A 22,558-nucleotide genomic window follows, 5' to 3' on the forward strand; every position below is an offset into this window, starting at 1 on the left:
TGCAAACCGAATTAAGTGCGGTAATATGGATAAAGACGTCCAAAAGTGTTCGTTCTCTAGCGATTTCAGTGTAAAGAAAAAACATTGACAAAACAAGATGTCCTCTCTATAATTCATATTGTTGCAATTGAGGTGATTCGGATGAAATGGTCCCTGATGCAATTGAATAAATTGCGCAATCTGGGTCAACTTCAGGTTAACGAGACGATCGAGCTCAATGAGCTAGTCGCCCTCCATCCGGATATCCGGGCGGTGCAACCTGTGCACGTTCGTGCAAATGCATCGTTTACATCGAATCAATTAATATTCAATCTTCGGATTACCGGCGAAATGACGCTTCCGGATGCCCGGACGCTAAATGACGTCGCTTATCCATTCGAGATTGAATCCATCGAGCCATTCCTGCTCGAGGTCGATGCTGTTTCGAACGAAGCAGATGACATCAACGTGCCGATCGGGAATACGGTCGATCTTCGACCGCTCGTGCAAGAATTGATTTTACTTCATGTGCCAGTGCAAGTGCATGGGGATGATGAAGAGAATCAGTTGGTTGAGGGGGAAGGCTGGACGATTCTTTCTGAAGAAGATCCAGAGGAAACCGAACCAAAAATCGATCCGCGACTCGCGGGTCTCGCTCAGTTCTTTAAAAAAGATCAGGATTCCTGATTTCTGAAGTAAAGGCGAGTGTATTTTTTCAAGGAGGTGGACAACGATGGCAGTACCATTCCGCAGAACGTCGAAAACACGCAAACGTCTTCGCCGTACTCATTTCAAACTCCGTGTACCAGGTATGGTCGAGTGCCCAAACTGTGGTGAAATGAAACTTTCACACCGCGTTTGTAAAGCATGTGGCTCGTACAAAGGTAAAGAAATCGTCAGCAAATAAGCTGATTGATCGGTATAAAAGCGACCTTCGAATCGAGAAATCGGTTTTAAGGTCGCTTTTTTCATGAAAGGGGACATGAATAGATGAATGTTGGAATCATTGGCGCGGGTGCCATCGGATTGTTGCTTGCCTCTTATTTATCGGAAGAGCATGCAGTCACGCTTTATGTGCGACAAGAACAAGAAGAGGAACGACCAATCATTCGCGATGGACAAGCGAGTCGTCTCGTACGGATCCGGAAGATTGATCGGCTCGAGTCAGAAGACTTGGTGTTTGTCGCGACAAAGTCGTATGATATAAAAAGTGTGATTCCATTCCTTAAACGGCTGACGTGTCCCGTCATGTTCCTGCAAAATGGAATGGATCATTTGAAATGGAAAGAGCAATTGCCGCATGTCTTATTTGGTGTCGTCGAACATGGTGCCATGCGTACTGCACCGTTTGAAGTCCAGCATACTGGAAAAGGACGCATCCGCTACGGGAATAAAGAGGTAGCGAACTTGTCGTCAAAGCAGCTATGCTTTGAATTCGAGTCAGATATGGAAACTGTCTTATTGACGAAGCTGTTCATCAACGTCGTCATCAATCCAGTGACGGCTTATTACGGTGTTGAGAATGGATCCTTATTAGAGATGCCTTATCGAGAAGAAGCCCGTCAATTATTTGACGAAATGCGGACGATCTTCCCGCACCATGACATTACTTATTCCGAGATCGAGCGGATCATGAAGAATACGAGCAAAAACCGTTCTTCCATGTTACGAGATCTTGAGTACGGACGACGAACGGAAGTAGAGCCGATACTTGGATACGCATTACGTCAGGCGACGACTGCGACGCCACGTTTATCTTTTTATTATGAACAGATCAAACAGAGGGAGGGTACGCAGTGACAGTCTTCATCATTTTTCCTTTATTCAGCCTGATTGCGTTGTATCTCGTCTTTCTACTTTTATTTCGGAAACATGGGAAGGCCGTTCGATTTGCACTCGACTTTGGAACATTCATCGTGCTGTATGCGATTCATGTTGCATTGATTGCCTTGACCGGAACAAATTACTTAGGGTGGATCGTCATCGTCGTGTTGTTGGTGTTTGCGTTGAATGCGCTCTGGCAACGAATTCGTCAACTTGATGTTGATTTGAGACAAATGATTCGCCACAGTTGGCGGATCATCATCTTGCTGGCATTACCCGTCCATTTCATACTGTTCGTACTCGGTATTCGTCAACTGTTCATCAGCTGACCAGTTAGGTAAGAAAGAAGGGATTTTGTTTGAAGGTACAACCATTTGAAGCCTTATACGATGAAAACTCGTTGATGCATCGTGCTTCACGAGAAGAATTCTTAACATATGTCGACCACCTTGGAGAGAGTGGTTTAGCGTCGAGGAGCCGTTTGCTTGAAGAACGTCACTATCCGCATCTTGATGCACTGACAGACGAACTCGAACGTCAAAATCCGAACATGACGGAGCGTTTGCGGGAACGTGTCGCGAAGCTTCGTACGGGTGAAGCTCAAGTTGTCATTACAGGGCAACAAACGGGTATCTTTGGCGGACCATTATATGCCATCTATAAATTGTTGACCTGTCTGAAGGTCGCGCAGCAGGCGGAGACGACACTTGGGAGACCTGTCGTTCCGATTTTTTGGCTCGCGACCGAAGATCACGATTTTGATGAGATTAACCATGTTTACGTTCCGACAGCGGATTATCAAACGCGTAAAATCGCTGTCACACCTTCAGAATCGATTGCCCGCTCGGTCAGTCGAATCTCTTTTGATCAAGCAGCACTTCTTGAAATCATCGAAGAGGCATTCCGAGCAATGCCAGAAACGGTTCATACGAAACGATTAGTTACGCGTCTGAAGCAACTCGTTGAAGAGTGTACATCGTATGGGATGTTTTTCTCGCAATTGATCGGTGAATTGATCGATTTTGATGTCGTCTTCTTTGATGCGGATACACAATCTGTCCGTGAACTCGAGATTCCGTTCTTTGAACGGTTGATTCAAGACAATGCGGAATTTAGACGAGCATTGAAGGATGGTATTTCGCAGACGCAAGAGTTACCGGATACATTCTTGAACGAGGAAGCGGCGCATCTTTTCGTCGATGATCACGGTCGTCAGTTGCTTTATCCGACAGCAGACGGATTCGAGACGAAACAAGGAAAGCAGTATACGGAGCTTGAATTGATCGCGTTGCTGTACGCCAGTCCGGAACGCTTCTCCAACAGTGTCGTCACGCGTCCATTAATGCAGGATTACCTGTTCCCGACGCTTGCCTATATCGGTGGTCCGGGAGAGTTAGCATACTGGACACGCTTACGACCGCTCTTTCATCATCTGAATTGGACGATGCCGTTATTGATTCCCCGCATGGGTGGGTTACTCGTGCGTCGTAGCGATGAAAAACGTCTTGCTAAACTCGAGGTGTCGCTCGAAGAAATCGTCCGGTCAGGCGTTCCGATTCCGGTTTATTCAGAAGAGAAGGTGACAGGACATATGCAGGCGGCAGCGATGCTAAAAGACAGTTTCGTCTCCGAATTTCTCTCGCTCGAACAGGGTTTACTGCGGACATCGAGTAAGAGTGAGAAGATCAAGAAACAGCTCGAACAAGCAATGGTTAGTTTGCTGGTAGAAGATCGACGTCAGTTTGACCGACAGACACGGCAATATAAAGAGACGGCTTACCATCTCTTTCCTGATGGAGCGCCGCAAGAGCGGATTCATTCTGTCCTCCCGTGGTTAAATCATCATGGTCTTGATTTTGTGCGGGACTTAAGAACAGCCTATGAAGCGAATACGAGTGATCAACTGAAGATTTTCCTCTAAACCTGCTGAAACTAGCAGGTTTTTTCGTTTTTTTAGCGAAAATTACACAAAAGTTAAATAAATCAAGGAAACTGTCTCATTTTCGTAACGTTTACACGAGAGAATGTGATACATTGAAAAAGAGTAACGTCCTTCAAGGACAGTGAAAGGTGAGGCAGGACATGTTTGAGCATGAAACAGTATTGAAATGGGAGTCGATCGAAGGACTCGCGATTAAACCCGACGGTATTTACGTCGATTGTACATTAGGTGGAGCAGGACACAGCGAAGAAATCGTCAAGCAATTGACGACAGGTCATCTATACGCATTTGATCAGGATGATGTCGCTCTCGCTCATGCAGCAGAACGTCTCGCGGCGTATGAAGGTCGCTTTACTTTAATAAAGAGTAATTTTGCTTATCTGAAAGAGCAGTTGGCAGCACATGGCGTCGAGAAAGTGGACGGCATCTTATTCGATCTCGGTGTCTCTTCACCACAATTAGACGAAGGGGAACGGGGATTTAGTTATAATCACGACGCACGTCTCGACATGCGCATGGATCAATCTTCTCCACTTTCTGCTTACGAAGTCGTCAATGAGTGGTCGTACAATGATCTCGTACGTATCTTCTTTACATACGGGGAAGAGAAATTCTCGAAACAGATTGCGCGCAAAATCGAAAAAGCGCGGGAAGAGCGACCGATTGAGACGACGTTCGAACTCGTCGAATTGATCAAGGATGCGATTCCAGCACCAGCACGACGTAAAGGTGGTCACCCTGCGAAACGGACTTTCCAAGCAATCCGGATCGCCGTCAATGATGAACTGAATGTCTTTGACCGTGCGGTACACCAAGCCATTGATGTATTACGTGTCGGTGGACGTCTATGTGTCATTACGTTCCATTCACTTGAAGATCGCATGTGTAAACAAGCAATCAAAGAAAAATCATCACTACCCGAGCTTCCGCCGGGGTTACCGATGATTCCCGTCGAAATGGAGCCGGAACTCCGACTCGTCACACGTAAACCGATTACGGCTGGTGTTGAAGAGCTCGATGATAACCGTCGCGCCCGATCGGCAAAATTACGAGTTGCTGAAAAAATGAAAGAAACTTGAGAGGAGCATTCCAATGGCAGAACCACTTCGTAAATCGGTCCAAACGGTTCAACCCGTTCGTCAACAACCTGTTCAGGAACCACGAAAGACGGAAGATATCGCGCGTCGCGTCGCCGTCCGTCCGAAGTATCGCTTGTATCCATTTGAAAAATTCTTATACAGCGCGATGATTGGTGGTCTTGTGTTATTTGGGAGTTTGACGATCAGTACGCATAACGAAGCGTATAATGTGAGCCGTGATTTAGCAAAAGAGAACCAAGTCACACAATCACTCAAAAAAGAGAACGAACGTTTACAACTAGAGGTCACGAACTTAAGCTCTCCGGAACGGATTTATAAGATTGCAAAAGAACAGGGTCTTGATATGCGTAAAGGGAACATCAAGGTGATTCCTAAATGAATCCACTGAAAAAATCCCGTTGGAGAGTAGCCTTTATCATGGTGATATTTGCTACTCTCTTTTTTGTGTTCATTGGCCGATTTTTGTATTTAGCAACAACAAAACAGTTCCACGGTGAAGATATGATTGCATACGCGGAAAAGAAACGATGGGAGTCTCAAGAAACGCTTGGAGCAGAACGTGGCGAGATTTTCGACCGTCTCGGTTCCCCGATTGCGATCAATATTCCATCCTATCATCTGATTGGCGTTTATCGACTTGGTGGTGTCAAAGATCCAGATGAGACGATCGTCGACTTTAAAAAGACGGCTGAAGGTCTTGCGCCGATTCTTGGGATGACGACGAAGGAACTGGAGACCTATCTGATTGAAAACAAAGACCGTTCTCAAATTGAGTTCGGAAAAAAAGGAAATGATTTGACGCTCGATCAAAAAGAGAAGATCGACAAGTTGAAACTTCCCGGAATCCGGATGATTGAAGAGCCGAAACGATACTATCCGAACGGCATCTTCCTGTCCGATACACTTGGATTCGTTCAAAAGATAACCGAGGAAAATGGTCGAGTCGCTTTACAAGGTCAGATGGGAATCGAGAAGCAGTATGATAATGCTTTAAGTGAATCCTACGGAGCCCGTGTCTTTGAAAAGGATCGTAGCGGTAATCCGTTGATTCAAGGTGCGTCGCGTGTTTCGAACGAACCGAAGGATGGATCGAATCTCTATTTGACGATCGATCATCGAATCCAACAATCGCTTGAAAAAGAAATGCAAAAAATGTACAACACGTACAAACCGAAAAATGCGACGGGGATCGTCATGGATGCGAAGACCGGTGAAATCCTCGCCATGGCGGATCGCCCATCGTTCAACCCGAATTTACGTGATATGAAAGATTTCACGAATTTCGCTGTCTCGTCACGATTCGAACCAGGTTCGACGATGAAAATCTTTACGCTCGCAGCGGCGATTGATGCGGGAGTCTTCCGTCCGAATGAGATGTATAAATCGGGTAGTTATAACTATAAAGGGACGGTCATCAAGGATTATAACGATGTCGGTTGGGGAACCATTCCGATGATTGAAGGGGTCTATCACTCTTCAAACGTCATGTTCTCGAAGTTGACAGCAGAAAAACTTGGGATCGAACGGTATAAAGATTACTTTAAGAAGTTTCATTTTGACCAACGAACGGGTATAGACATCTCGGGAGAAGTAAATAGTCAATCCGACTTGTCTAAACCGTTGAATGCGCTCATCACCTCATGGGGGCAATCGACTGCGGTCACGCCGATGCAATTGCTTCAAGGAGCGACAGCAATCGCTGGAGACGGCGAGATGGTCAAACCGCATATCATCCAAAAAGCGGATCATACGGATAAGGCACCCTACCGAGCGAAAACAGAAGTCGTCGGTAAACCGATTTCTGCTGAAGCGGCAAAAGCAACACGCGAAGCACTCGACGGTGTCGTCAACAGTAAGCTTGGTACAGGTCAAATGTATAAGTTGAAAGATTACCGTGTCATTGGGAAGACCGGTACGGCTCAGATTTCTGAGAATGGAAAGTATATTCAAGGACAATTCATTCACTCGTTCATCGGTATGGCCCCAAAAGATGATCCGGAATTGATCATGTACATCGCGGTCGATCGTCCATCGAAAAACGAATCATCCGTCTCTGGTCCACTCATCATGAGTCCTGTGTTCAAGAGTGTCATGAATACGGCACTACAGTATCGTAGCATCCAACCGGAAACGCAAAAGGATTCGGTGGATGTCAAAGCGAAGATTACGCCGAGTTATATCAAGAAGAGTGCTCGACAAGCGACTGATCTAGCAAAAGAACAAGAGGCAGTTGCGATCATCCTAGGCGATGGTGCTGAAGTCGTTTCGCAGATTCCATCCCGTGGACAGGAATTCGTCAGCGGAGAACGTGTCTTGCTGAAAACATCAAATACGTTCAAGATGCCAGATTTGACCGGTTGGTCGCAACGAGACGTCAAAAAGCTTGTCAGCTTATATGATTTGAAGCTCGACGTCATCGGTAAAGGTTTTGTAACCAAACAATCGGCTCGAACTGGTACACTAGTGAAGGAAAATGGAAAGTTGACGGTCGAACTAGCTGAACCTAAAGAGTAACGGTAGAGCAAGTTTCCTGATTTCTACAGGAAGACGAGGACGAACAGGAGTCATTCGTTGACTTTTGCATTCGTCCTCTTTTGCTGTCATCGAATGGAGGTATATATCATGTTAACAATTACGCAACTCGCTGAATGGTTGCATCTCGATGTGAAAGATGATCGTATCGTTCGTCATTTTGCAACGGATTCACGCGCACAACTAGAAGACGGTCTCTATGTTCCGATTCAGGGAGCACGCGTCGATGGTCATCGATTCCTTGAAGGTGCAAAAAACCAAGGATCGATCGTCACCTTATGGAAGAAAGACATTGATCGACCAGACATCGATATCGTTTTCTTGGAAGTCGATGAACCATTGGTTGCCCTGCAACAAATCGCAAAACGATACTTAATGCAGATTGCGCCAAAAGTCGTCGCCATCACTGGATCAAATGGGAAGACGTCGACGAAGGACATGATCGAAAGCGTACTCAAGACGACGTTCAAGACACATAAGACTCAAGGAAACTTCAATTCGGATATCGGAATGCCGTTAACGATTCTCATGATGCCGGCTGATACGGAAGTCGCTGTACTTGAGATGGGAATGAATGGATTTGGCGATATTGAATTCTTATCGAATCTAGCTGAGCCAGATATCGCGCTCGTCACGAACATCGGCGAATCGCATGCGGAGCAAGTCGGTGGACGCAGTGGCATCGCCAAAGCGAAGCTCGAGATTCAATCCGGACTCAAGCCAGGTGGTCATTTATTCGTTGATGGTGACGAACCACTTCTCGCAGAAGTTCAAGCAGAGAAGATCGGCTATCAGATCGGAAATACGTACCGGATCGAAACTAGGGAAGCAACGCTCTTTGGAACGGCCTTTACTTACGATGGCACCGCTTTTCACCTACCAGTGCTAGGGAAACACCAAGTCCGAAATGCAGCATACGCGATTGCGACAGCACGTGCACTTGGCGTGACGGACGCTCGGATTCAAGAAGGGTTCGATGCGGTTGAATTGACACCGATGCGGATGGAACGATTACTCTTTGAAGAGACTGCGGTCATCAATGATGCGTATAACGCGAGTCCGACATCGATGAATGCAGCGATTGAGACGGTTACTGCGCTGGAAGGGTATACGACACGAGTTCTCGTCCTCGGAGATATGTATGAATTAGGGGACCAAGAACGCTTATTACATGCCTCGGTCGGAAAGCGGATTGCGTTACCCGTCTCGCATGCTATCCTAGTAGGGGAGAAAGGCGCGTGGATTGCGGAAGGAATCAGCGATCCGTCTGTTCAAATCCAATTCGCAGCAACTGTCGAGGATGCTGCAAAACGATTGCGTCCGCTGCTCGGAGAACGAACAATCGTCTTATTGAAAGCGTCACGTGGGATGGCGCTTGAACGGATATTAACATATCTGAACGAAAACTAATTTTTGAAAAAAGGGTGTCTGCTATGATCACATTATTCATCAGTCTTATTCTTGCATTTCTTGTTGTACTACTCGTTATGCCAAAGGCGATTCCGTTTCTACACCAATTGAAATTCGGTCAGGAAATTCGGGAAGAAGGACCGCAATGGCATCAGGTCAAATCAGGAACACCGACGATGGGTGGAATCGTCATTCTTGTTGCGATGATCGTCAGCGTTCTCGGTGCAGTCGTCATGGGCGATCTATCGACGACACAATTATCGTTACTGTTTTTAACACTTGCTTATGGCGTTATCGGCTTCATTGATGATTACATCAAAGTCGTCAAGAAACGTAACCTTGGTCTGAATTCGAAACAAAAATTAATTGGACAAATCGTCGTCGGATTGTTATTCGTCTGGTTGAGCGGTGGATTCACGAGTGATGCGACGTATCTATCGATTCCATTTACAGATTTTGAACTTGATTTCGGTATCGTCTATCCGTTTGTTGCCTTGTTCTGGTTAGTTGGCTTCTCAAATGCAGTTAACTTGACGGATGGTCTAGATGGTCTCGTGTCGTTCACAGCGATTCCAACATTCTTGTTCTTCGGATTATACAGTTGGTTTATCGCGGATGAAGTAGGCGCTGCTTGTTTTGCTTTCTCAGCGGTCGGTGCCTTGATCGGATTCCTATTATTCAATGCGCACCCAGCGAAGATCTTCATGGGAGATACAGGGTCACTTGCACTTGGAGCTGCACTAGCAGGTCTATCGATTGTCTTAAAACTGGAATTACTACTCGTCTTAATCGGTATCGTGTTCGTTGTCGAGACATTATCCGTCATTCTACAAGTCATCTCCTTTAAGACTACAGGAAAACGGATTTTCAAAATGAGCCCGATTCACCACCACTTCGAAATGGTCGGTTGGAGCGAATGGCGGATCGTCGGTACATTCGCAGGAATCAGCTGTTTGATGGCATTCATCGCCTATCTATTCGTGTAATAAAAAAGAAGAGAGAAAGTGAGCGATTCAACAATGGAACAACGACAATGGAATGATCAAAAAGTGCTCGTTCTCGGAACGGCGAAAAGTGGAATCGCAGCAGCTCGATATTTAGCGAGTGTTGGTGCAGAGGTAACGGTCAATGACGGGAAAACGCCGTCCGAGAGTGATCAAGCGACGCTTGCATCACTCGATGTTAAGACGGTCTATGGTGAGCACCCGCTCACACTACTCGACGATATCGATTTGATCGTCAAGAATCCAGGGATTCCGTATCACATCGATCTGCTACAAGAAGCTTTGCGACGCGACATTCCGGTTTGGACAGAAGTAGAACTGGCGTATCAAGCAACAGATGCGACGTGGATTGCCATCACGGGATCGAACGGGAAAACGACGACGACGACGCTTGTCCATGAATTGTTGAAAACCGGTACGCGGCGTGTACATTTGGCAGGAAACATTGGATTCCCGGCAATTGAAATCGCATGTCAGGCGAAACAGGACGATATCATCGTCATTGAATTATCAAGTTTTCAATTGATGGGGATCGAGCAATTCCGACCATACACGGCAGCGTTCTTGAATTTATCACCGGCACATCTGGATTATCATGGTGATTTTGAATCGTATGGCGAAGCGAAAGCCCGGATCTTTAAGAACATGAAAGAAACGGATCGCCTTGTCTTGAATGCCGATGATGCGTCCGTCAATGCGCTCGGAAAGACTGCTGAAGTAACGCCACTCTTGTTCTCTCGTCGTCAATCGGCATACGCAGAAGTCATGAACGATACGTTGACAATCAATGGGACGAGTATCTTACCTGTTGATGAACTGGCTCTCGGTGGTGGGCATAATGTCGAGAACGTTCTCGCAGCCTTAACACTCGTCGAACCGTTTAACTTAGCATTATCTGACGTTCAACACGTTCTACGGACGTTTGGTGGTGTGGAGCACCGGACACAGTTCGTCGGTGAAATTGCTGGTCGAAAAGTTTACAACGACTCAAAAGCAACGAATAATGTTGCAACAGAAGCGGCGTTGTCTGGATTTACGGCACCTATCATCTGGTTATGTGGCGGACTCGAGCGTGGAGCGGATTTGACACCGTTACTCGATTCAATGAAGCACGTCAAACACGTCATCGGACTTGGTGAGACAGGTCATCGATTCGGAACGCTTGCGTCAGAAAATGGCTATGCGTCGACCGTTGTTGAGGCGATGGATGAAGCGGTGAAAGTAGCGTTTGAAGTGTCACAACCCGGCGACATCATTCTTCTGTCACCAGCATCTGCAAGTTGGGATCAATACAAGACATATGAAGAGCGCGGCGATCATTTCGTTCGTGCCGTACATGAAGTAGGAGGAACAACAGTATGAAAATCGTCGTCTCTGGAGGCGGTACAGGCGGTCACATTTATCCGGCACTCGCTATGATACGGGAGCTCGAACAACGCATGCCGTGTGAAGTCCTCTATATCGGAACAGAAAATGGTCTCGAGGCGGATATCGTCCGTCGCGCGGGAATTCCATTTGAATCGATTGAGATTTCTGGTATCCGTCGTTCCTTGTCGTTCGAAAACGTCAAGACCGGTATCCGGTTCGTCAAGAGCGTCCGGCATGTTCGTCGACTACTGCGTCAGTTCCAACCGGATATCGTCGTCGGTACAGGTGGATTCGTTTGTGGACCGGTATTGTATACGGCTGCAAAAATGGGTTTCAAGACACTCGTTCATGAACAAAACAGTTTACCTGGTATCACGAATAAATTCTTAGCTCGGTATGTGGATCGAGTGGCACTCTCGTTTAAAGGGTCTGGACATCACTTCGGTAAGAATGAAGCGAAGACGGTTTTAATCGGAAATCCGCGTGCTTCTGAAGTGGCAGAGCTTAACATCAATCCGCTTGAAGAGCGACAACGTTTTGGTTTTGAGGAAGGACGCCCTCTCATCGTCATCTATGGCGGTAGTCGTGGCGCACCTGCAATCAACGAAGCAGTCGTCGATATGATGCCAAAGGTCGAGCAAGCAGGCTGGTCGCTCCTCTTCGTTACGGGTCAAATTCATTACGATACGATTGTGTCACGCGTTGGTTCCGTGCCAGAACGCATTCAACTTCGCCCATTCGTATATGATTTACCGAACATCTTAAAAGCCAGTCAACTCGTCATTTCGCGTTCGGGAGCAAGTACGCTTGCAGAGCTGACGACACTCGGCTTACCGAGCGTGCTCATCCCGAGTCCTTACGTGACGGAAAATCATCAAGAGGTCAATGCCTCATCGCTCGTCGAGACAGGTGCGAGTCTATTGATTCGTGAACAGGAACTGACAGGTGATCGGTTGTTTGAGGCATGTGAAAAAGCGTTAGCACAACAACAAATGATGTCTGAAGCGGCGCTTGCGCTCGGTATGCCGAACGCTTCACGGGACTTAGTTGATGAATTGTTACGATTGACGGCACAAAAAAACTAAACTATTGCAGGAAAAGACCGATAGGGAAATGAACTGTTACGTATGGAGGGGGAATGAGACGTGAGGGAACGGAGAGCGGTCGGACGACCACAAGAGGACGAGAACGTCCGTAGTCTCGAGGATAAGATACCTTATATCCGTGAACAACGTCGCAAAAAAGCCAACCGAAGACTCATTTATGTCCTGATTCTGATTGGTCTATTGGTCGGTGTCGTCTTTTATCTACAATCGAGTTATTCTCGGGTTGCTCGATTTGATATCGAGGGTAACGTCAATGTGAAGTCTGCTGATATCTTGCAAGCGTCGGGGATTAAGGTGAAGGAAACACACGCCTTTAATGTATCGGAGGAAGACGTTCTTGAGCGAATCGAAAAGGTTCCGGGTATTCAAGAAGCGACGATGCAAAAACAGTTTTTGCATCAATATCGCGTGACGGTGACGGAAGAGAAAGAGATTGCTTACGCGAAGGATAAACCGGGAGACCGGATTGTGCTTGCGGACGGAACGATCATTCCTGGAAAGTCGAAGGAAGAACTATTCGATGCTCCAATCTTGACAGGATTCACGGATCAGTCATTAAATCGATTGACGAAGGAACTTGTTAAAATTGAGCCGAAAGTACGGAGCCGAATCTCAGAAATCGTCGCAAACGATAAGACGGACAAAGGCGGTCTGAAGTTATTCATGACGGATGGGAATACGGTATTACTCAGTACGTCTGCCTTTTCAAATTCCTTGAATGAATACGTGAAGGTCATTTCTGCCTTACCGAAAGGAAAGACGGGAACAATTACAATTGATGGCGGTATCTATTTCAAGCCATATAAAGGGAAAAAATAGAAGATTCGTAAAGGGTTGACGAACAAAAAAACAAACGTGTGTTTTCATTCGTTGACCGTTGTTCGAATCGTCATCAAATCGTAATCTATTCGAACGCTAAGACGGGCAATAACTTCTTTTCGTAAGTATTTATATAGTGTAGACTTAAACGAGAAGAAGCCTGTCCTGTTCCTAGAATATAATTAGGAATAAAAAGGATTAGTATTATGAAAGTGGAGGTGTCACTCCCATGGAAACGAAAGGTACGATTGCCGCACTCGACATAGGGACATCGGAGGTGAAACTCATCGTCGGTGAACTACTTGGTGGAACGCTGAACGTTCTTGCTGAAGGTTCTGCACCATCCGCGGGTGTTAAACGAGGTGTCATCGTTGACATCGATCAAACGGTACATGCCATTAAACAAGCGGTCACGGAAGTGGAACGTACACTTGGTGAACCAATTGGTGAAGTATATGTTGCTATCTCTGGCGAACACATTCAAGTGAAGGATTGCCAAGGGATGACATCAATCAAAGGTGAGGACAATGAAATCACGGATGATGACGTGAAAGATGTTCTGCATTCTGCGATGGTCATGCGAATTCCAAACGAACTCAGTGTTGTCGATGTTCTGCCAAAGACGTTTACGGTCGATCAGCAAACGGAGATCACTGATCCTAGAGGAATGATTGGTTATCGTCTCGAAGTAACAGGGAAGCTCATCATCGGAGCAAAGACGATCCTACATAGCATTAAACGTTCCATTGAACGGGCTGGTTTAGAGCTTGCTGGATATGTGCTGGAGAGTTTAGCGGTATCTAGAATCGCAGCATCGATTGATGAACTCGAACTCGGTGTCGGAATCATCGACATCGGACATGAGACGACGACACTTTCCATCTATGAAAAGAATGATCTCGTCTACTCGACGACGTTGCCATACGGTGGCGATCATCTGACACGTGATTTGACGTATAAGATGAATTGTAAATATCAAGATGCGAAGCTCGCAAAAGAAGAGTACGGTGTTGCACTTGAAGCACTCGGTGATCCGGAAGAGAAAGTTTCTTACGTCACGATCAACGGGGAACATCGTTTCGAGCCACAATCAGAAATCGGTTTCGTATTAGAAGCACGACTTGAGGAAATCTTCGAGATGATTCAAAAACGAATGACTCAAGCCGGATACGCTCATATGAACAGCGGTTTAATCTTGTGTGGCGGAAGTTCTTCACTGCCGGGAATCGACCAGCTTGGAAAACGAATCTTCAAGCAGAGCGTCAATGTCTATCAACCTGCTAGTCTTGGTATTCGTCATCCGAAGTATGCCGTCGCAGCTGGTATGTTACGTTATGTACTTTCACGAAGCGCCGTATCGAAATCAGGTTTCGACCGCGCGGAAGAGAAGGAAGTCGTAGCACACGGACGTGAACAGGATGCACTGCTCATGAACGAACAAGCGACACCTGTTCGAGAAGAACGGTCGACACGTGAACAGCCTCCAAAAGAGAAAAAGTCATTCAGCAGTTTCTTTGAGAAATTCTTTGGTTAATGCCTACAAAAAATCCAATGAGTAAAAAATATTAGGGGGCCCTTTTTATGTTGCATTTTGATGAAATGATGGACCAAGTAGCAAAAATCAAGGTCATCGGTGTAGGTGGTGGCGGTTCGAACGCCGTCAACCGAATGATTGAACACGGTGTCCAAGGCGTAGAATTCATCGCAGTAAACACGGATGCGCAGGCATTGAACATGTCACAAGCTGACGTAAAACTACAACTCGGTGCTAAATTGACACGCGGTCTCGGTGCGGGTGCCAATCCGGAAATCGGTAAAAAAGCGGCGGAAGAGAGCCGTGAGCAATTAACAGAAATCCTTTCTGGTGCTGACATGGTCTTCGTCACAGCGGGAATGGGTGGCGGAACGGGTACAGGAGCAGCTCCTGTCATCGCGGAGATTTCAAAAGAGATCGGCGCATTGACAGTCGGTGTCGTCACAAAACCATTCATGTTCGAAGGACGTAAACGGATGCAACATGCTGTTTCAGGTGTCCAGAACTTCAAAGAAAAAGTCGATACGTTAATCGTCATTCCGAATGACAAGTTACTTGAAATCGTCGATCGGAATACACCAATGCTTGAGGCGTTTAAAGAAGCGGATAACGTCTTGCGTCAAGGGGTACAGGGTATCACTGACTTGATCGCCGTACCTGGTCTGATCAACCTTGACTTCGCCGATGTGAAGACGATCATGACTGAGAAAGGTTCTGCTTTAATGGGTGTAGGTGTCGCGACAGGCGAGCACCGCGCGACGGAAGCAGCGAAAAAAGCGATTTCGAGTCCGTTGCTTGAGACATCGATCGAAGGCGCAAAAGGTGTTCTGATGAACATCACAGGTAGTGCGAACCTCAGCTTGTACGAAGTGACGGAAGCCGCACAAATCGTCCAGAGTGCAGCCGATGAGGAAGTCAACTTGATCTTCGGTTCTGTCATCAACGATAACCTAGAAGATGAAATCATCGTCACAGTCATCGCGACGGAATTCGAAAACGAACCACTCGATTTCGAAATCCCATCGGCACAAGAGATGATGAAAAACCTCTTGAAGAAAAAACAAGCGACTCCACCACCAACTGAGGAGTCTAAACCACAAGTCGAAGAGACACCTGTCAGCTCGAATCCTGAACCGGCTAAAGCGCCAGATGTCGAAGAAACGATGGACATCCCATCATTCCTTCGCCGGAATAATCGTTGATCGATGTTCCAGTGACACGACTGCTAAACGATGAGGTGTCGCGAAAGCGGCGCCTCTTTTTTTAAAATCAAAGGAGGCATAAACATGTTTGGACAATGGATCAAATGGGATACACCGACGGGTACCGTACGTGCCGCCTTTACGACGAAGTTCGCAGCCCCTCATGAGAACGGAAATTTAGGATTACATGTCAACGATGATCGCGACGGTGTCATCCAGAACCGACAAGTCATCGCACGTCAGCTTGATCTCTCCCTCGAGAACTCGATTTGGGCACAGCAAGTTCACGGAAATCACGTCGAACAGGTGACGACACTTGACTCTGGGCGCGGTGCTTTGGATTACGAAACAGCGATTCCGGGTACAGATGGATTGGTGACGACCGATTCAAATGTCTTATTGATGATGCTGTTCGCTGACTGTGTGCCGCTTGTCTTCTGTGATCCGACGACAGGAATCATCGCGAATACGCACGCCGGCTGGCGCGGAACTGTCGGCAATATCGTCGAGGAAACAGTCAAGCAAATGGAACGTGCGGGTGCGAGTCGTTCATCGATTCAAATGGTCATTGGTCCATCGATCCGTGATTGTTGTTACGAAGTCGATCAACCCGTCATCGATGCAATCGATGCGCTTGAACTCGATGAGTCTCCTTACATACGCAAGGAAGATGGAAAAGCGATGTTATCGCTACAAAAAACGAACGCTGCGCTAGCTGAGCGTTGTGGAGTCGGTGATGTCCTTGACACAGGTCTATGTACACACTGTCAGGCGGAAGATTACTTCTCTTATCGCCACGGCGACCACGGTGGTCGCTTTGCAAGTTTGATCGTAAAGGAGTCATTGGATGTCAATTCTTGATAATGTACAAGAGGTTACGAAACGAATGGAACAAGCAAGTGAAAAGAGTTCTTCTGAAAAGCAGGTACAGTTGATTGGCGTGACGAAATCAGTCTCAAGTCAAGTTGCTTCTGAATTATTAGCAGCAGGTGTGACCCATCTCGGTGAAAATCGCCCGGACGGATTGCTCGAAAAACAGGCAGAGCTCGGACGAACCGCCTGTACATGGCACTTCATCGGTACGCTACAAACGCGTAAAGTTCGTCAAATCATCGATGCCATTGACGTGCTGCATTCCCTTGACCGTCTTCATTTGGCGGAAGAGATCAATAAACGAACGGACCGAATCATTAATTGTTTCATTCAAGTCAACGTTTCGGGAGAAGAATCGAAGCAAGGCATCGCGCCTGAGGATGTACCGTCGTTCTTACATGAAATCGGTCAGTATCCAGCGATTCGTGTCATCGGACTGATGACGATGGCACCGTTAACGGAAGATACGACGCGTATCCGTGAGGTATTCCGGTCATTAAAAACATTGCAAGAAGAGGTCAAGGCGAAAAAATTGTCGTATGCTCCATGTACGGAGTTATCTATGGGAATGTCATCGGATTTTGAGATCGCCATCGAAGAAGGGGCGACGTTCGTCCGAATCGGGACAACGCTCGTTCATACCTAAACGAGAAGAAGGGAGAATGGATATGGGTTTTAAATCAAAAATGCAAAATCTATTTCTCGGCAACAGCGACGATTTAGATGAACTTGAATATGAAAATGATGCTACAATAAATAAAGGTAGAGGTGCTTCACAACAAGAGTACGAAGAGTATTACGAGGAATCTACCCCAAGTGTTACTCAAAAGGAGGACAGCGTGAGACAATCGAATATCGTGCCGCTTCATGCGACGAAAAAAACGAAATCGCAAGTCATCTTGAGTGAACCACGTGTCTTCAACGAGGCCCAGGAAATCGGGGAACATCTTCGTCAGAACCGTGCTGTCATCGTCAATATGCAGCGTATGTCAAAAGATCAATCACGACAGATGATCAATTTCTTATCTGGTGTCGTCTTCGCTCTCGATGGAACGATTACGACGATCAGTCAGAATACCCTCCTCTGTGTTCCGAACAACGTCGAGTTGGCTGGTAGCATCTCGAATCTTCTTGGAGAAGATGATATTAATCATAAGGGGTGGTAAGTATGGATTCTCAAGTGATGTACGCGATTGGTCGTACATTAAGTACGTTATTACAGTATTACAGTTACGTCATGATCGTTTATATCCTGCTTTCGTGGTTCCCGAATGCCCGTGATTCTAAATTCGGACAAGTGCTCGCGATGTTAGTCGAGCCATTCCTAGCGCCCTTCCGTCGTATCATCCCGCCTATCGGGGGCATGCTGGATATCTCGCCGATTGTAGCCTTCCTCGTCTTGAACTTGGCTCAATCGGGTATCCGAGCAATCTTTTTAGTATGAGCGTATACGATCATTATCGTGGAAGCGAGCGGGAATTCGTCGATTCAGTCTTGAACTGGATCGATCATGTGGAAGCGACCTATACGTTCAAATTAACGGATTTCCTAGATCCACGTGAACAACAAATCACACAAGAACTCGTCGGTTCGAAATGCGCCCTCTTTTTTGAGGGCGGTTTCGAAGGCGCTGAACGTAAACGGGCAATCCTCGCACCAGATTATTATGAATACAACGCGGATGACTTTGACATTTCCATCTATCGCATTCATTATCCTACTAAATTCGTTGAACTTTCTCATCGTCAAGTCACCGGTACATTATTGAACGTCGGATTGAAACGAGCAAAATTCGGCGACGTCATCATTCAGGATCAAGTACAGTTTGCCGTCGCGGACGAAGTCGCGACCTATATCGAAGCAAACGTCGAACGAGCAGGGAAGACGAAGATTCGTCTTTCGCGTGTTGAGGCGGAAGACCGTTTGAAAGTGAAGGATCAAGAGTGGGAAGAGACACTTGGGTTCGTCAGTTCACTTCGGTTCGATACGGTCGTGAGTGAAATTTTAGGCTTCTCACGTCAAAAAGCACAGACGCTCATTAAACAAGGTGAAAGTAAGGTCAATTACAAAGTAGTGGATGATTCGAGCTTCATGCTAGAAGAAGGCGACTTGCTTTCCTTGCGTGGAACAGGACGCGTCAAGTTGATTGCAATCCTCGGATCAACGAAACGTGACCGGATCAAGCTACAATACGGTATTTTAAAAGGATAAGATAAATGCGGAGGAGGAATTCATCATGCCATTAACGCCACTCGATATTCATAATAAGGAGTTCACACGAAAGTTTCGCGGCTATGACGAAGATGAAGTGAACGAATTCCTAGATCAAGTCATCAAGGATTTTGAATTGTTGTTACGTGAGAATCGTCAACAACAGGAAGTCATCCAAAACATGCAAGCACGTGTTGATTACTTCAGTTCGATGGAAGAAACATTGAATAAATCGATCATCGTCGCACAGGAAGCAGCTGAAGAAGTCAAAGCCAATGCTTCAAAAGAAGCGAGCTTGATCCTAAAGCAAGCAGAACGTGAAGCAGAGCAGTTGCAAGATGCAGCGCAACGTCGGGCACAACGGACAGACTTCGAAGTAGAGCAAATGCGCAAAAAAATCGAACTTTATCGTAATCGATTCAAAGTATTGATCGATGCGCAGATGGAATTATTGACGAGCCATGACTGGGATGCGTTTGACTTCTCTTCTCGTGGAGCGCTTGACGATGTTCCAGCAGTTGCGTATAATGACGACGATGTCGTATAAATAAAATCAATGACAAGGACACGTCGCATCTTGGACGGTTGACAGCGAATCGGGGGAATGGTGGAAGCCCGAGCAACGAAAAAGATGAGGTATCCCCTTGGAGTGTATGACTGAACGTTCGCTGAACAGTAAGTCATGCCGGCTCACTCCCGTTATCGAGTTCTTAAGCGGTCCTGCGTCGTCAAAATGGCGAGCAGGATTAGTAGGGTGGTACCGCGAGTTCAGCCAAGCTCGTCCCTATCTCAGGGATGAGCTTGGCTTTTTTTGTACTTTTAAAGCGAAAGGTGAGAGATGGTCAGATGGATTATAAAGAAACCTTATTGATGATGAAAACGGAGTTTTTAATGCGAGGCAACTTGCCAAAACGTGAACCAGATATGCAAGCACGATGGGAAGAGATGAAGCTCTACGCTGCGGTCCAGGAAAAGAATGCTGGAAAGCCAACGTTCATCCTCCACGATGGTCCTCCGTATGCGAATGGTGACATCCACATGGGTCACGGATTAAACAAAGTCTTAAAAGACATCATCGTCCGCTACAAATCGATGAATGGCTTCCAGTCTCCGTACGTGCCTGGTTGGGACACACACGGATTACCGATCGAGACCGCGCTTCAAAAAGCAGGTGTTGATCGTAAATCGATGACGGTCGCAGAATTCCGTGAATTATGTGCGAAATATGCGCTGGAACAAGTCGATCACCAACGCGAACAATTCAAACGCCTCGGCGTTCTCGGTGACTATGATAACCCATACATCACTCTTCAACCAGAATTTGAAGCAGCTCAAATTCGTTTATTCGGGGATATGGCGAACAAAGGCTATATCTACAAAGGGAAGAAACCGGTCTATTGGTCACCGTCTTCTGAATCGGCACTAGCTGAAGCAGAAATCGAATATCAAGATAAACGGTCAGCGGCCATCTATGTCGCGTTCCAAGTCATGGACGGAAAAAACATCCTAGAGCCGACGGATCATTTCGTCATCTGGACGACGACACCATGGACGATTCCAGCGAACCTCGGAATCTCTGTCAGTGCGGAATTGACGTATGCGCGGATCGAGTATCAAGGAAAAGGCTATATCGTAGCGGAAACACTTGTTCCTGAAGTCATCGAAGCACTCGGATGGGAAGATGCAACAGTCGGACGTGTCTTTAATGGTGCGGACTTCGAATACATGAAAGCAAAACATCCACTGTACGACCGTGAATCACTCGTCATGCTTGGCGATCACGTTACAGCGGAAGCGACAGGTGTCGTTCATACGGCTCCAGGTCACGGGGAAGATGACTTCCGCATCGGTCAAGCTTACGGTCTAGACGTCCTTTGCCCAGTCGACGATAAAGGGATCATGACAGAAGAAGCACCTGGATTCGAAGGCATGTTCTATGAAGATGCGAATAAAGAAATCGGTCTTGCCCTCGAAGAAGCCGGTGCACTCTTGAAACTATCGTTCATCAAACACTCGTATCCACATGACTGGCGGACGAAAAAACCGGTCATTTTCCGGGCAACACCACAGTGGTTCGCTTCAATCAAAGACTTCCGTGCGGAAATCCTTGATGAGATCAAAGGCGTCCAGTGGGTACCAGAGTGGGGGGAAACACGTCTCCACAACATGTTCAAAGACCGCGGCGACTGGGTCATCTCACGTCAACGTGCTTGGGGCGTTCCACTTCCAATCTTCTACGCTGAAGATGGAACGGAAATCGTCACACCAGAAACGATTGATCATATCGCGAATCTATTTGCAGCTCACGGATCAAATGTCTGGTATGAGCGCGAAGCAGTCGACTTGCTTCCTGAAGGATTCACACATCCAGCAAGCCCGAACGGTATCTTCAAAAAAGAAACGGACATCATGGATGTCTGGTTCGATTCTGGTTCATCACATGCCGGTGTCCTTGCGACACGTCCTGAATTGACACGTCCAGCGGATCTCTATCTTGAAGGATCTGACCAATATCGTGGTTGGTTCAACTCGTCGCTATCGACAGCCGTCGCAACGACAGGAAAAGCACCATACAAAGCGGTCGTCAGTCACGGATTCGTTCTGGATGGTCAAGGTCGCAAGATGTCGAAATCGATCGGTAACACGATTGCACCGATCCAAGTCATGCAACAATTCGGAGCAGAGATCCTTCGCTTGTGGGTCGCATCTGTCGATTATCAAGCTGATGTCCGGGCATCGATGGATAACTTTAAACAAGTCTCAGAATCCTATCGTAAAATCCGCAACACGGTTCGTTTCCTCCTCGGAAACTTGGATCAATTCGATCCTGCGACGCACCGCGTCGCATTTGAAGACTTACCAGAGTCAGACCGTTTCATGCGGACGAAACTGGACCAACTTGTTGGAAAAGTAAAAGCGGCTTATGATGCGTACGACTTCATGTCGGTCTATCAATTGCTCCACAACTTCTGTGTCCTTGATTTGTCGTCGTTCTACCTCGATTACACGAAAGATATCCTGTATATCGAAAAAGCAGACGCGACATCGCGTCGTGCGGTTCAGACGGTCATGTATGATACAGTCGTTGCCTTGTTGCAATTGATGGCACCTGTCTTGCCACACACAGCAGACGAAGCATGGGAATTCGTACCAGCTGTTGAGACGAAGAGTATCTTCCTGACAGACCTTCCGAAAACGGTCGAAGTCTCAGAAGAAGGACTTGCCCTCATCGAGAAATGGAACGCGTTCCTGACATTCCGCGATGATGTCTTAAAAGCACTCGAGGAAGCGCGCGTTGAGAAACTCGTCGGTAAGACACTCGAAGCGAAACTCTTGCTTGCACCGAAGGAAGAGACGAAAGCCTTGCTCGGAACAATCGATCATCTTGAGCAGTTACTCCAAGTCTCACAACTAGAATTCGTGGAAACGGCGGATAAGATGTATGAGACGACCGGCATCACGGTTCAAAAAGCTGACGGTGAAAAATGTGAACGTTGTTGGACATATTCGACGGAACTCGGACAAGATCCGGCTCATCCGACGCTTTGCCCACGTTGTACTGAAGTCGTCAATTCTTTATAATGATACAAAGGGAGGGGCGACTGCGACTTCGCAGGACGTCCCTCATTATTTTTGGATGCGGAGGACAATAGG

Annotated in this window: 22 protein-coding genes; all 22 read left to right on the forward strand. The window is 46.8% G+C overall.

The genetic code is table 11. The features are described from left to right. The first annotated feature begins 141 nt into the window (after window positions 1–141). The 22 genes from KNQ14_RS04085 to ileS all read left to right on the forward strand — a co-directional run bounded on the left by KNQ14_RS04085 (window position 142) and on the right by ileS (window position 22,486). Entirely contained in the window at window positions 142–666 is a 525-nt protein-coding gene (locus KNQ14_RS04085) for a YceD family protein (protein ID WP_023468813.1), read from the forward strand. A 46-nt stretch (window positions 667–712) separates the two neighbouring features. Next, window positions 713–886, forward strand: coding sequence for a 50S ribosomal protein L32 (gene rpmF / locus KNQ14_RS04090; RefSeq protein WP_012370841.1), 174 nt, complete (start codon window positions 713–715; stop codon window positions 884–886). Between the two features lie 83 nt (window positions 887–969). Next, on the forward strand, window positions 970–1,779 hold the full coding sequence (locus tag KNQ14_RS04095; RefSeq protein WP_214858052.1) for a ketopantoate reductase family protein: 810 nt from the start codon (window positions 970–972) through the stop codon (window positions 1,777–1,779). Further along, a complete protein-coding gene (locus KNQ14_RS04100) occupies window positions 1,776–2,132 on the forward strand; it encodes a DUF3397 domain-containing protein (protein ID WP_023468811.1) in 357 nt (118 codons plus the stop codon). The genes KNQ14_RS04095 and KNQ14_RS04100 overlap by 4 nt, the downstream gene beginning before the upstream one ends. A gap of 29 nt (window positions 2,133–2,161) precedes the next feature. Beyond that, window positions 2,162–3,724, forward strand: a complete 1,563-nt coding sequence (gene bshC / locus KNQ14_RS04105; protein ID WP_214859720.1) for a bacillithiol biosynthesis cysteine-adding enzyme BshC — start codon at window positions 2,162–2,164, stop codon at window positions 3,722–3,724. A gap of 161 nt (window positions 3,725–3,885) precedes the next feature. Then, window positions 3,886–4,824, forward strand: coding sequence for a 16S rRNA (cytosine(1402)-N(4))-methyltransferase RsmH (gene rsmH, locus KNQ14_RS04110; protein WP_214859722.1), 939 nt, complete (start codon window positions 3,886–3,888; stop codon window positions 4,822–4,824). A 13-nt stretch (window positions 4,825–4,837) separates the two neighbouring features. Further along, on the forward strand, window positions 4,838–5,224 hold the full coding sequence (gene ftsL, locus KNQ14_RS04115; RefSeq protein ID WP_023468808.1) for a cell division protein FtsL: 387 nt from the start codon (window positions 4,838–4,840) through the stop codon (window positions 5,222–5,224). Between the two features lie 38 nt (window positions 5,225–5,262). Then, window positions 5,263–7,359, forward strand: a complete 2,097-nt coding sequence (locus tag KNQ14_RS04120) for a penicillin-binding protein (protein WP_231884647.1) — start codon at window positions 5,263–5,265, stop codon at window positions 7,357–7,359. A gap of 108 nt (window positions 7,360–7,467) precedes the next feature. Further along, a complete protein-coding gene (locus tag KNQ14_RS04125; RefSeq protein ID WP_251138266.1) occupies window positions 7,468–8,787 on the forward strand; it encodes a UDP-N-acetylmuramoyl-tripeptide--D-alanyl-D-alanine ligase in 1,320 nt (439 codons plus the stop codon). Between the two features lie 23 nt (window positions 8,788–8,810). After that, a complete protein-coding gene (gene mraY / locus KNQ14_RS04130; RefSeq protein ID WP_050677532.1) occupies window positions 8,811–9,773 on the forward strand; it encodes a phospho-N-acetylmuramoyl-pentapeptide-transferase in 963 nt (320 codons plus the stop codon). Between the two features lie 33 nt (window positions 9,774–9,806). Continuing rightward, window positions 9,807–11,153, forward strand: coding sequence for a UDP-N-acetylmuramoyl-L-alanine--D-glutamate ligase (gene murD, locus KNQ14_RS04135; RefSeq protein WP_214859724.1), 1,347 nt, complete (start codon window positions 9,807–9,809; stop codon window positions 11,151–11,153). Then, entirely contained in the window at window positions 11,150–12,244 is a 1,095-nt protein-coding gene (murG, locus tag KNQ14_RS04140; RefSeq protein ID WP_214859726.1) for an undecaprenyldiphospho-muramoylpentapeptide beta-N-acetylglucosaminyltransferase, read from the forward strand. Before murD ends, murG begins: the two co-directional genes overlap by 4 nt. Window positions 12,245–12,304: 60 nt before the next feature. Then, window positions 12,305–13,084, forward strand: a complete 780-nt coding sequence (locus KNQ14_RS04145) for a cell division protein FtsQ/DivIB (protein ID WP_214858048.1) — start codon at window positions 12,305–12,307, stop codon at window positions 13,082–13,084. Between the two features lie 229 nt (window positions 13,085–13,313). Next, entirely contained in the window at window positions 13,314–14,618 is a 1,305-nt protein-coding gene (gene ftsA / locus KNQ14_RS04150; protein WP_029342138.1) for a cell division protein FtsA, read from the forward strand. 47 nt (window positions 14,619–14,665) lie between these two features. Beyond that, window positions 14,666–15,820: a cell division protein FtsZ gene (gene ftsZ / locus KNQ14_RS04155; RefSeq protein ID WP_029342137.1), complete on the forward strand. Its 1,155-nt coding sequence runs from the start codon at window positions 14,666–14,668 to the stop codon at window positions 15,818–15,820. A gap of 84 nt (window positions 15,821–15,904) precedes the next feature. Next, window positions 15,905–16,681 (forward strand): peptidoglycan editing factor PgeF, encoded by a 777-nt coding sequence (gene pgeF / locus KNQ14_RS04160; protein WP_047393727.1) that lies wholly within the window; start codon window positions 15,905–15,907, stop codon window positions 16,679–16,681. After that, window positions 16,668–17,339 (forward strand): YggS family pyridoxal phosphate-dependent enzyme, encoded by a 672-nt coding sequence (locus KNQ14_RS04165; protein ID WP_064299617.1) that lies wholly within the window; start codon window positions 16,668–16,670, stop codon window positions 17,337–17,339. The genes pgeF and KNQ14_RS04165 overlap by 14 nt, the downstream gene beginning before the upstream one ends. Before the next feature lie 40 nt (window positions 17,340–17,379). Beyond that, the gene (locus KNQ14_RS04170) at window positions 17,380–17,859 is read left to right on the forward strand and encodes a cell division protein SepF (RefSeq protein WP_230088523.1); all 480 of its coding nucleotides are present in this window, start codon (window positions 17,380–17,382) and stop codon (window positions 17,857–17,859) included. 2 nt (window positions 17,860–17,861) lie between these two features. After that, on the forward strand, window positions 17,862–18,137 hold the full coding sequence (locus KNQ14_RS04175; protein ID WP_023468796.1) for a YggT family protein: 276 nt from the start codon (window positions 17,862–17,864) through the stop codon (window positions 18,135–18,137). Then, complete coding sequence (locus tag KNQ14_RS04180) at window positions 18,134–18,904, forward strand: YlmH family RNA-binding protein (RefSeq protein ID WP_029342133.1); 771 nt, start codon at window positions 18,134–18,136, stop codon at window positions 18,902–18,904. Before KNQ14_RS04175 ends, KNQ14_RS04180 begins: the two co-directional genes overlap by 4 nt. Before the next feature lie 25 nt (window positions 18,905–18,929). Beyond that, on the forward strand, window positions 18,930–19,451 hold the full coding sequence (locus KNQ14_RS04185; RefSeq protein ID WP_023468794.1) for a DivIVA domain-containing protein: 522 nt from the start codon (window positions 18,930–18,932) through the stop codon (window positions 19,449–19,451). Window positions 19,452–19,750: 299 nt separating this feature from the next. Next, window positions 19,751–22,486 (forward strand): isoleucine--tRNA ligase, encoded by a 2,736-nt coding sequence (gene ileS, locus KNQ14_RS04190; RefSeq protein WP_214859728.1) that lies wholly within the window; start codon window positions 19,751–19,753, stop codon window positions 22,484–22,486. Window positions 22,487–22,558 lie beyond the last annotated feature (72 nt).

The organism is Exiguobacterium sp. s161 (genome assembly GCF_018619045.1).
Lineage (GTDB): Bacteria > Bacillota > Bacilli > Exiguobacteriales > Exiguobacteriaceae > Exiguobacterium_A > Exiguobacterium_A indicum.

Bases quoted from the DNA above. Each gene is read 5' to 3' on its own strand.
- KNQ14_RS04085 (WP_023468813.1), top strand. From the start codon at position 142: ATGAAATGGTCCCTGATGCAATTGAATAAATTGCGCAATCTGGGTCAA.
- rpmF (WP_012370841.1), top strand. From the start codon at position 713: ATGGCAGTACCATTCCGCAGAACGTCGAAAACACGCAAACGTCTTCGC.
- KNQ14_RS04095 (WP_214858052.1), top strand. From the start codon at position 970: ATGAATGTTGGAATCATTGGCGCGGGTGCCATCGGATTGTTGCTTGCC.
- rsmH (WP_214859722.1), top strand. From the start codon at position 3,886: ATGTTTGAGCATGAAACAGTATTGAAATGGGAGTCGATCGAAGGACTC.
- ftsL (WP_023468808.1), top strand. From the start codon at position 4,838: ATGGCAGAACCACTTCGTAAATCGGTCCAAACGGTTCAACCCGTTCGT.
- KNQ14_RS04120 (WP_231884647.1), top strand. From the start codon at position 5,263: ATGGTGATATTTGCTACTCTCTTTTTTGTGTTCATTGGCCGATTTTTG.
- KNQ14_RS04125 (WP_251138266.1), top strand. From the start codon at position 7,468: ATGTTAACAATTACGCAACTCGCTGAATGGTTGCATCTCGATGTGAAA.
- mraY (WP_050677532.1), top strand. From the start codon at position 8,811: ATGATCACATTATTCATCAGTCTTATTCTTGCATTTCTTGTTGTACTA.
- murD (WP_214859724.1), top strand. From the start codon at position 9,807: ATGGAACAACGACAATGGAATGATCAAAAAGTGCTCGTTCTCGGAACG.
- murG (WP_214859726.1), top strand. From the start codon at position 11,150: ATGAAAATCGTCGTCTCTGGAGGCGGTACAGGCGGTCACATTTATCCG.
- ftsA (WP_029342138.1), top strand. From the start codon at position 13,314: ATGGAAACGAAAGGTACGATTGCCGCACTCGACATAGGGACATCGGAG.
- ftsZ (WP_029342137.1), top strand. From the start codon at position 14,666: ATGTTGCATTTTGATGAAATGATGGACCAAGTAGCAAAAATCAAGGTC.
- pgeF (WP_047393727.1), top strand. From the start codon at position 15,905: ATGTTTGGACAATGGATCAAATGGGATACACCGACGGGTACCGTACGT.
- KNQ14_RS04165 (WP_064299617.1), top strand. From the start codon at position 16,668: ATGTCAATTCTTGATAATGTACAAGAGGTTACGAAACGAATGGAACAA.
- KNQ14_RS04170 (WP_230088523.1), top strand. From the start codon at position 17,380: ATGCAAAATCTATTTCTCGGCAACAGCGACGATTTAGATGAACTTGAA.
- KNQ14_RS04175 (WP_023468796.1), top strand. From the start codon at position 17,862: ATGGATTCTCAAGTGATGTACGCGATTGGTCGTACATTAAGTACGTTA.
- KNQ14_RS04180 (WP_029342133.1), top strand. From the start codon at position 18,134: ATGAGCGTATACGATCATTATCGTGGAAGCGAGCGGGAATTCGTCGAT.
- KNQ14_RS04185 (WP_023468794.1), top strand. From the start codon at position 18,930: ATGCCATTAACGCCACTCGATATTCATAATAAGGAGTTCACACGAAAG.
- ileS (WP_214859728.1), top strand. From the start codon at position 19,751: ATGGATTATAAAGAAACCTTATTGATGATGAAAACGGAGTTTTTAATG.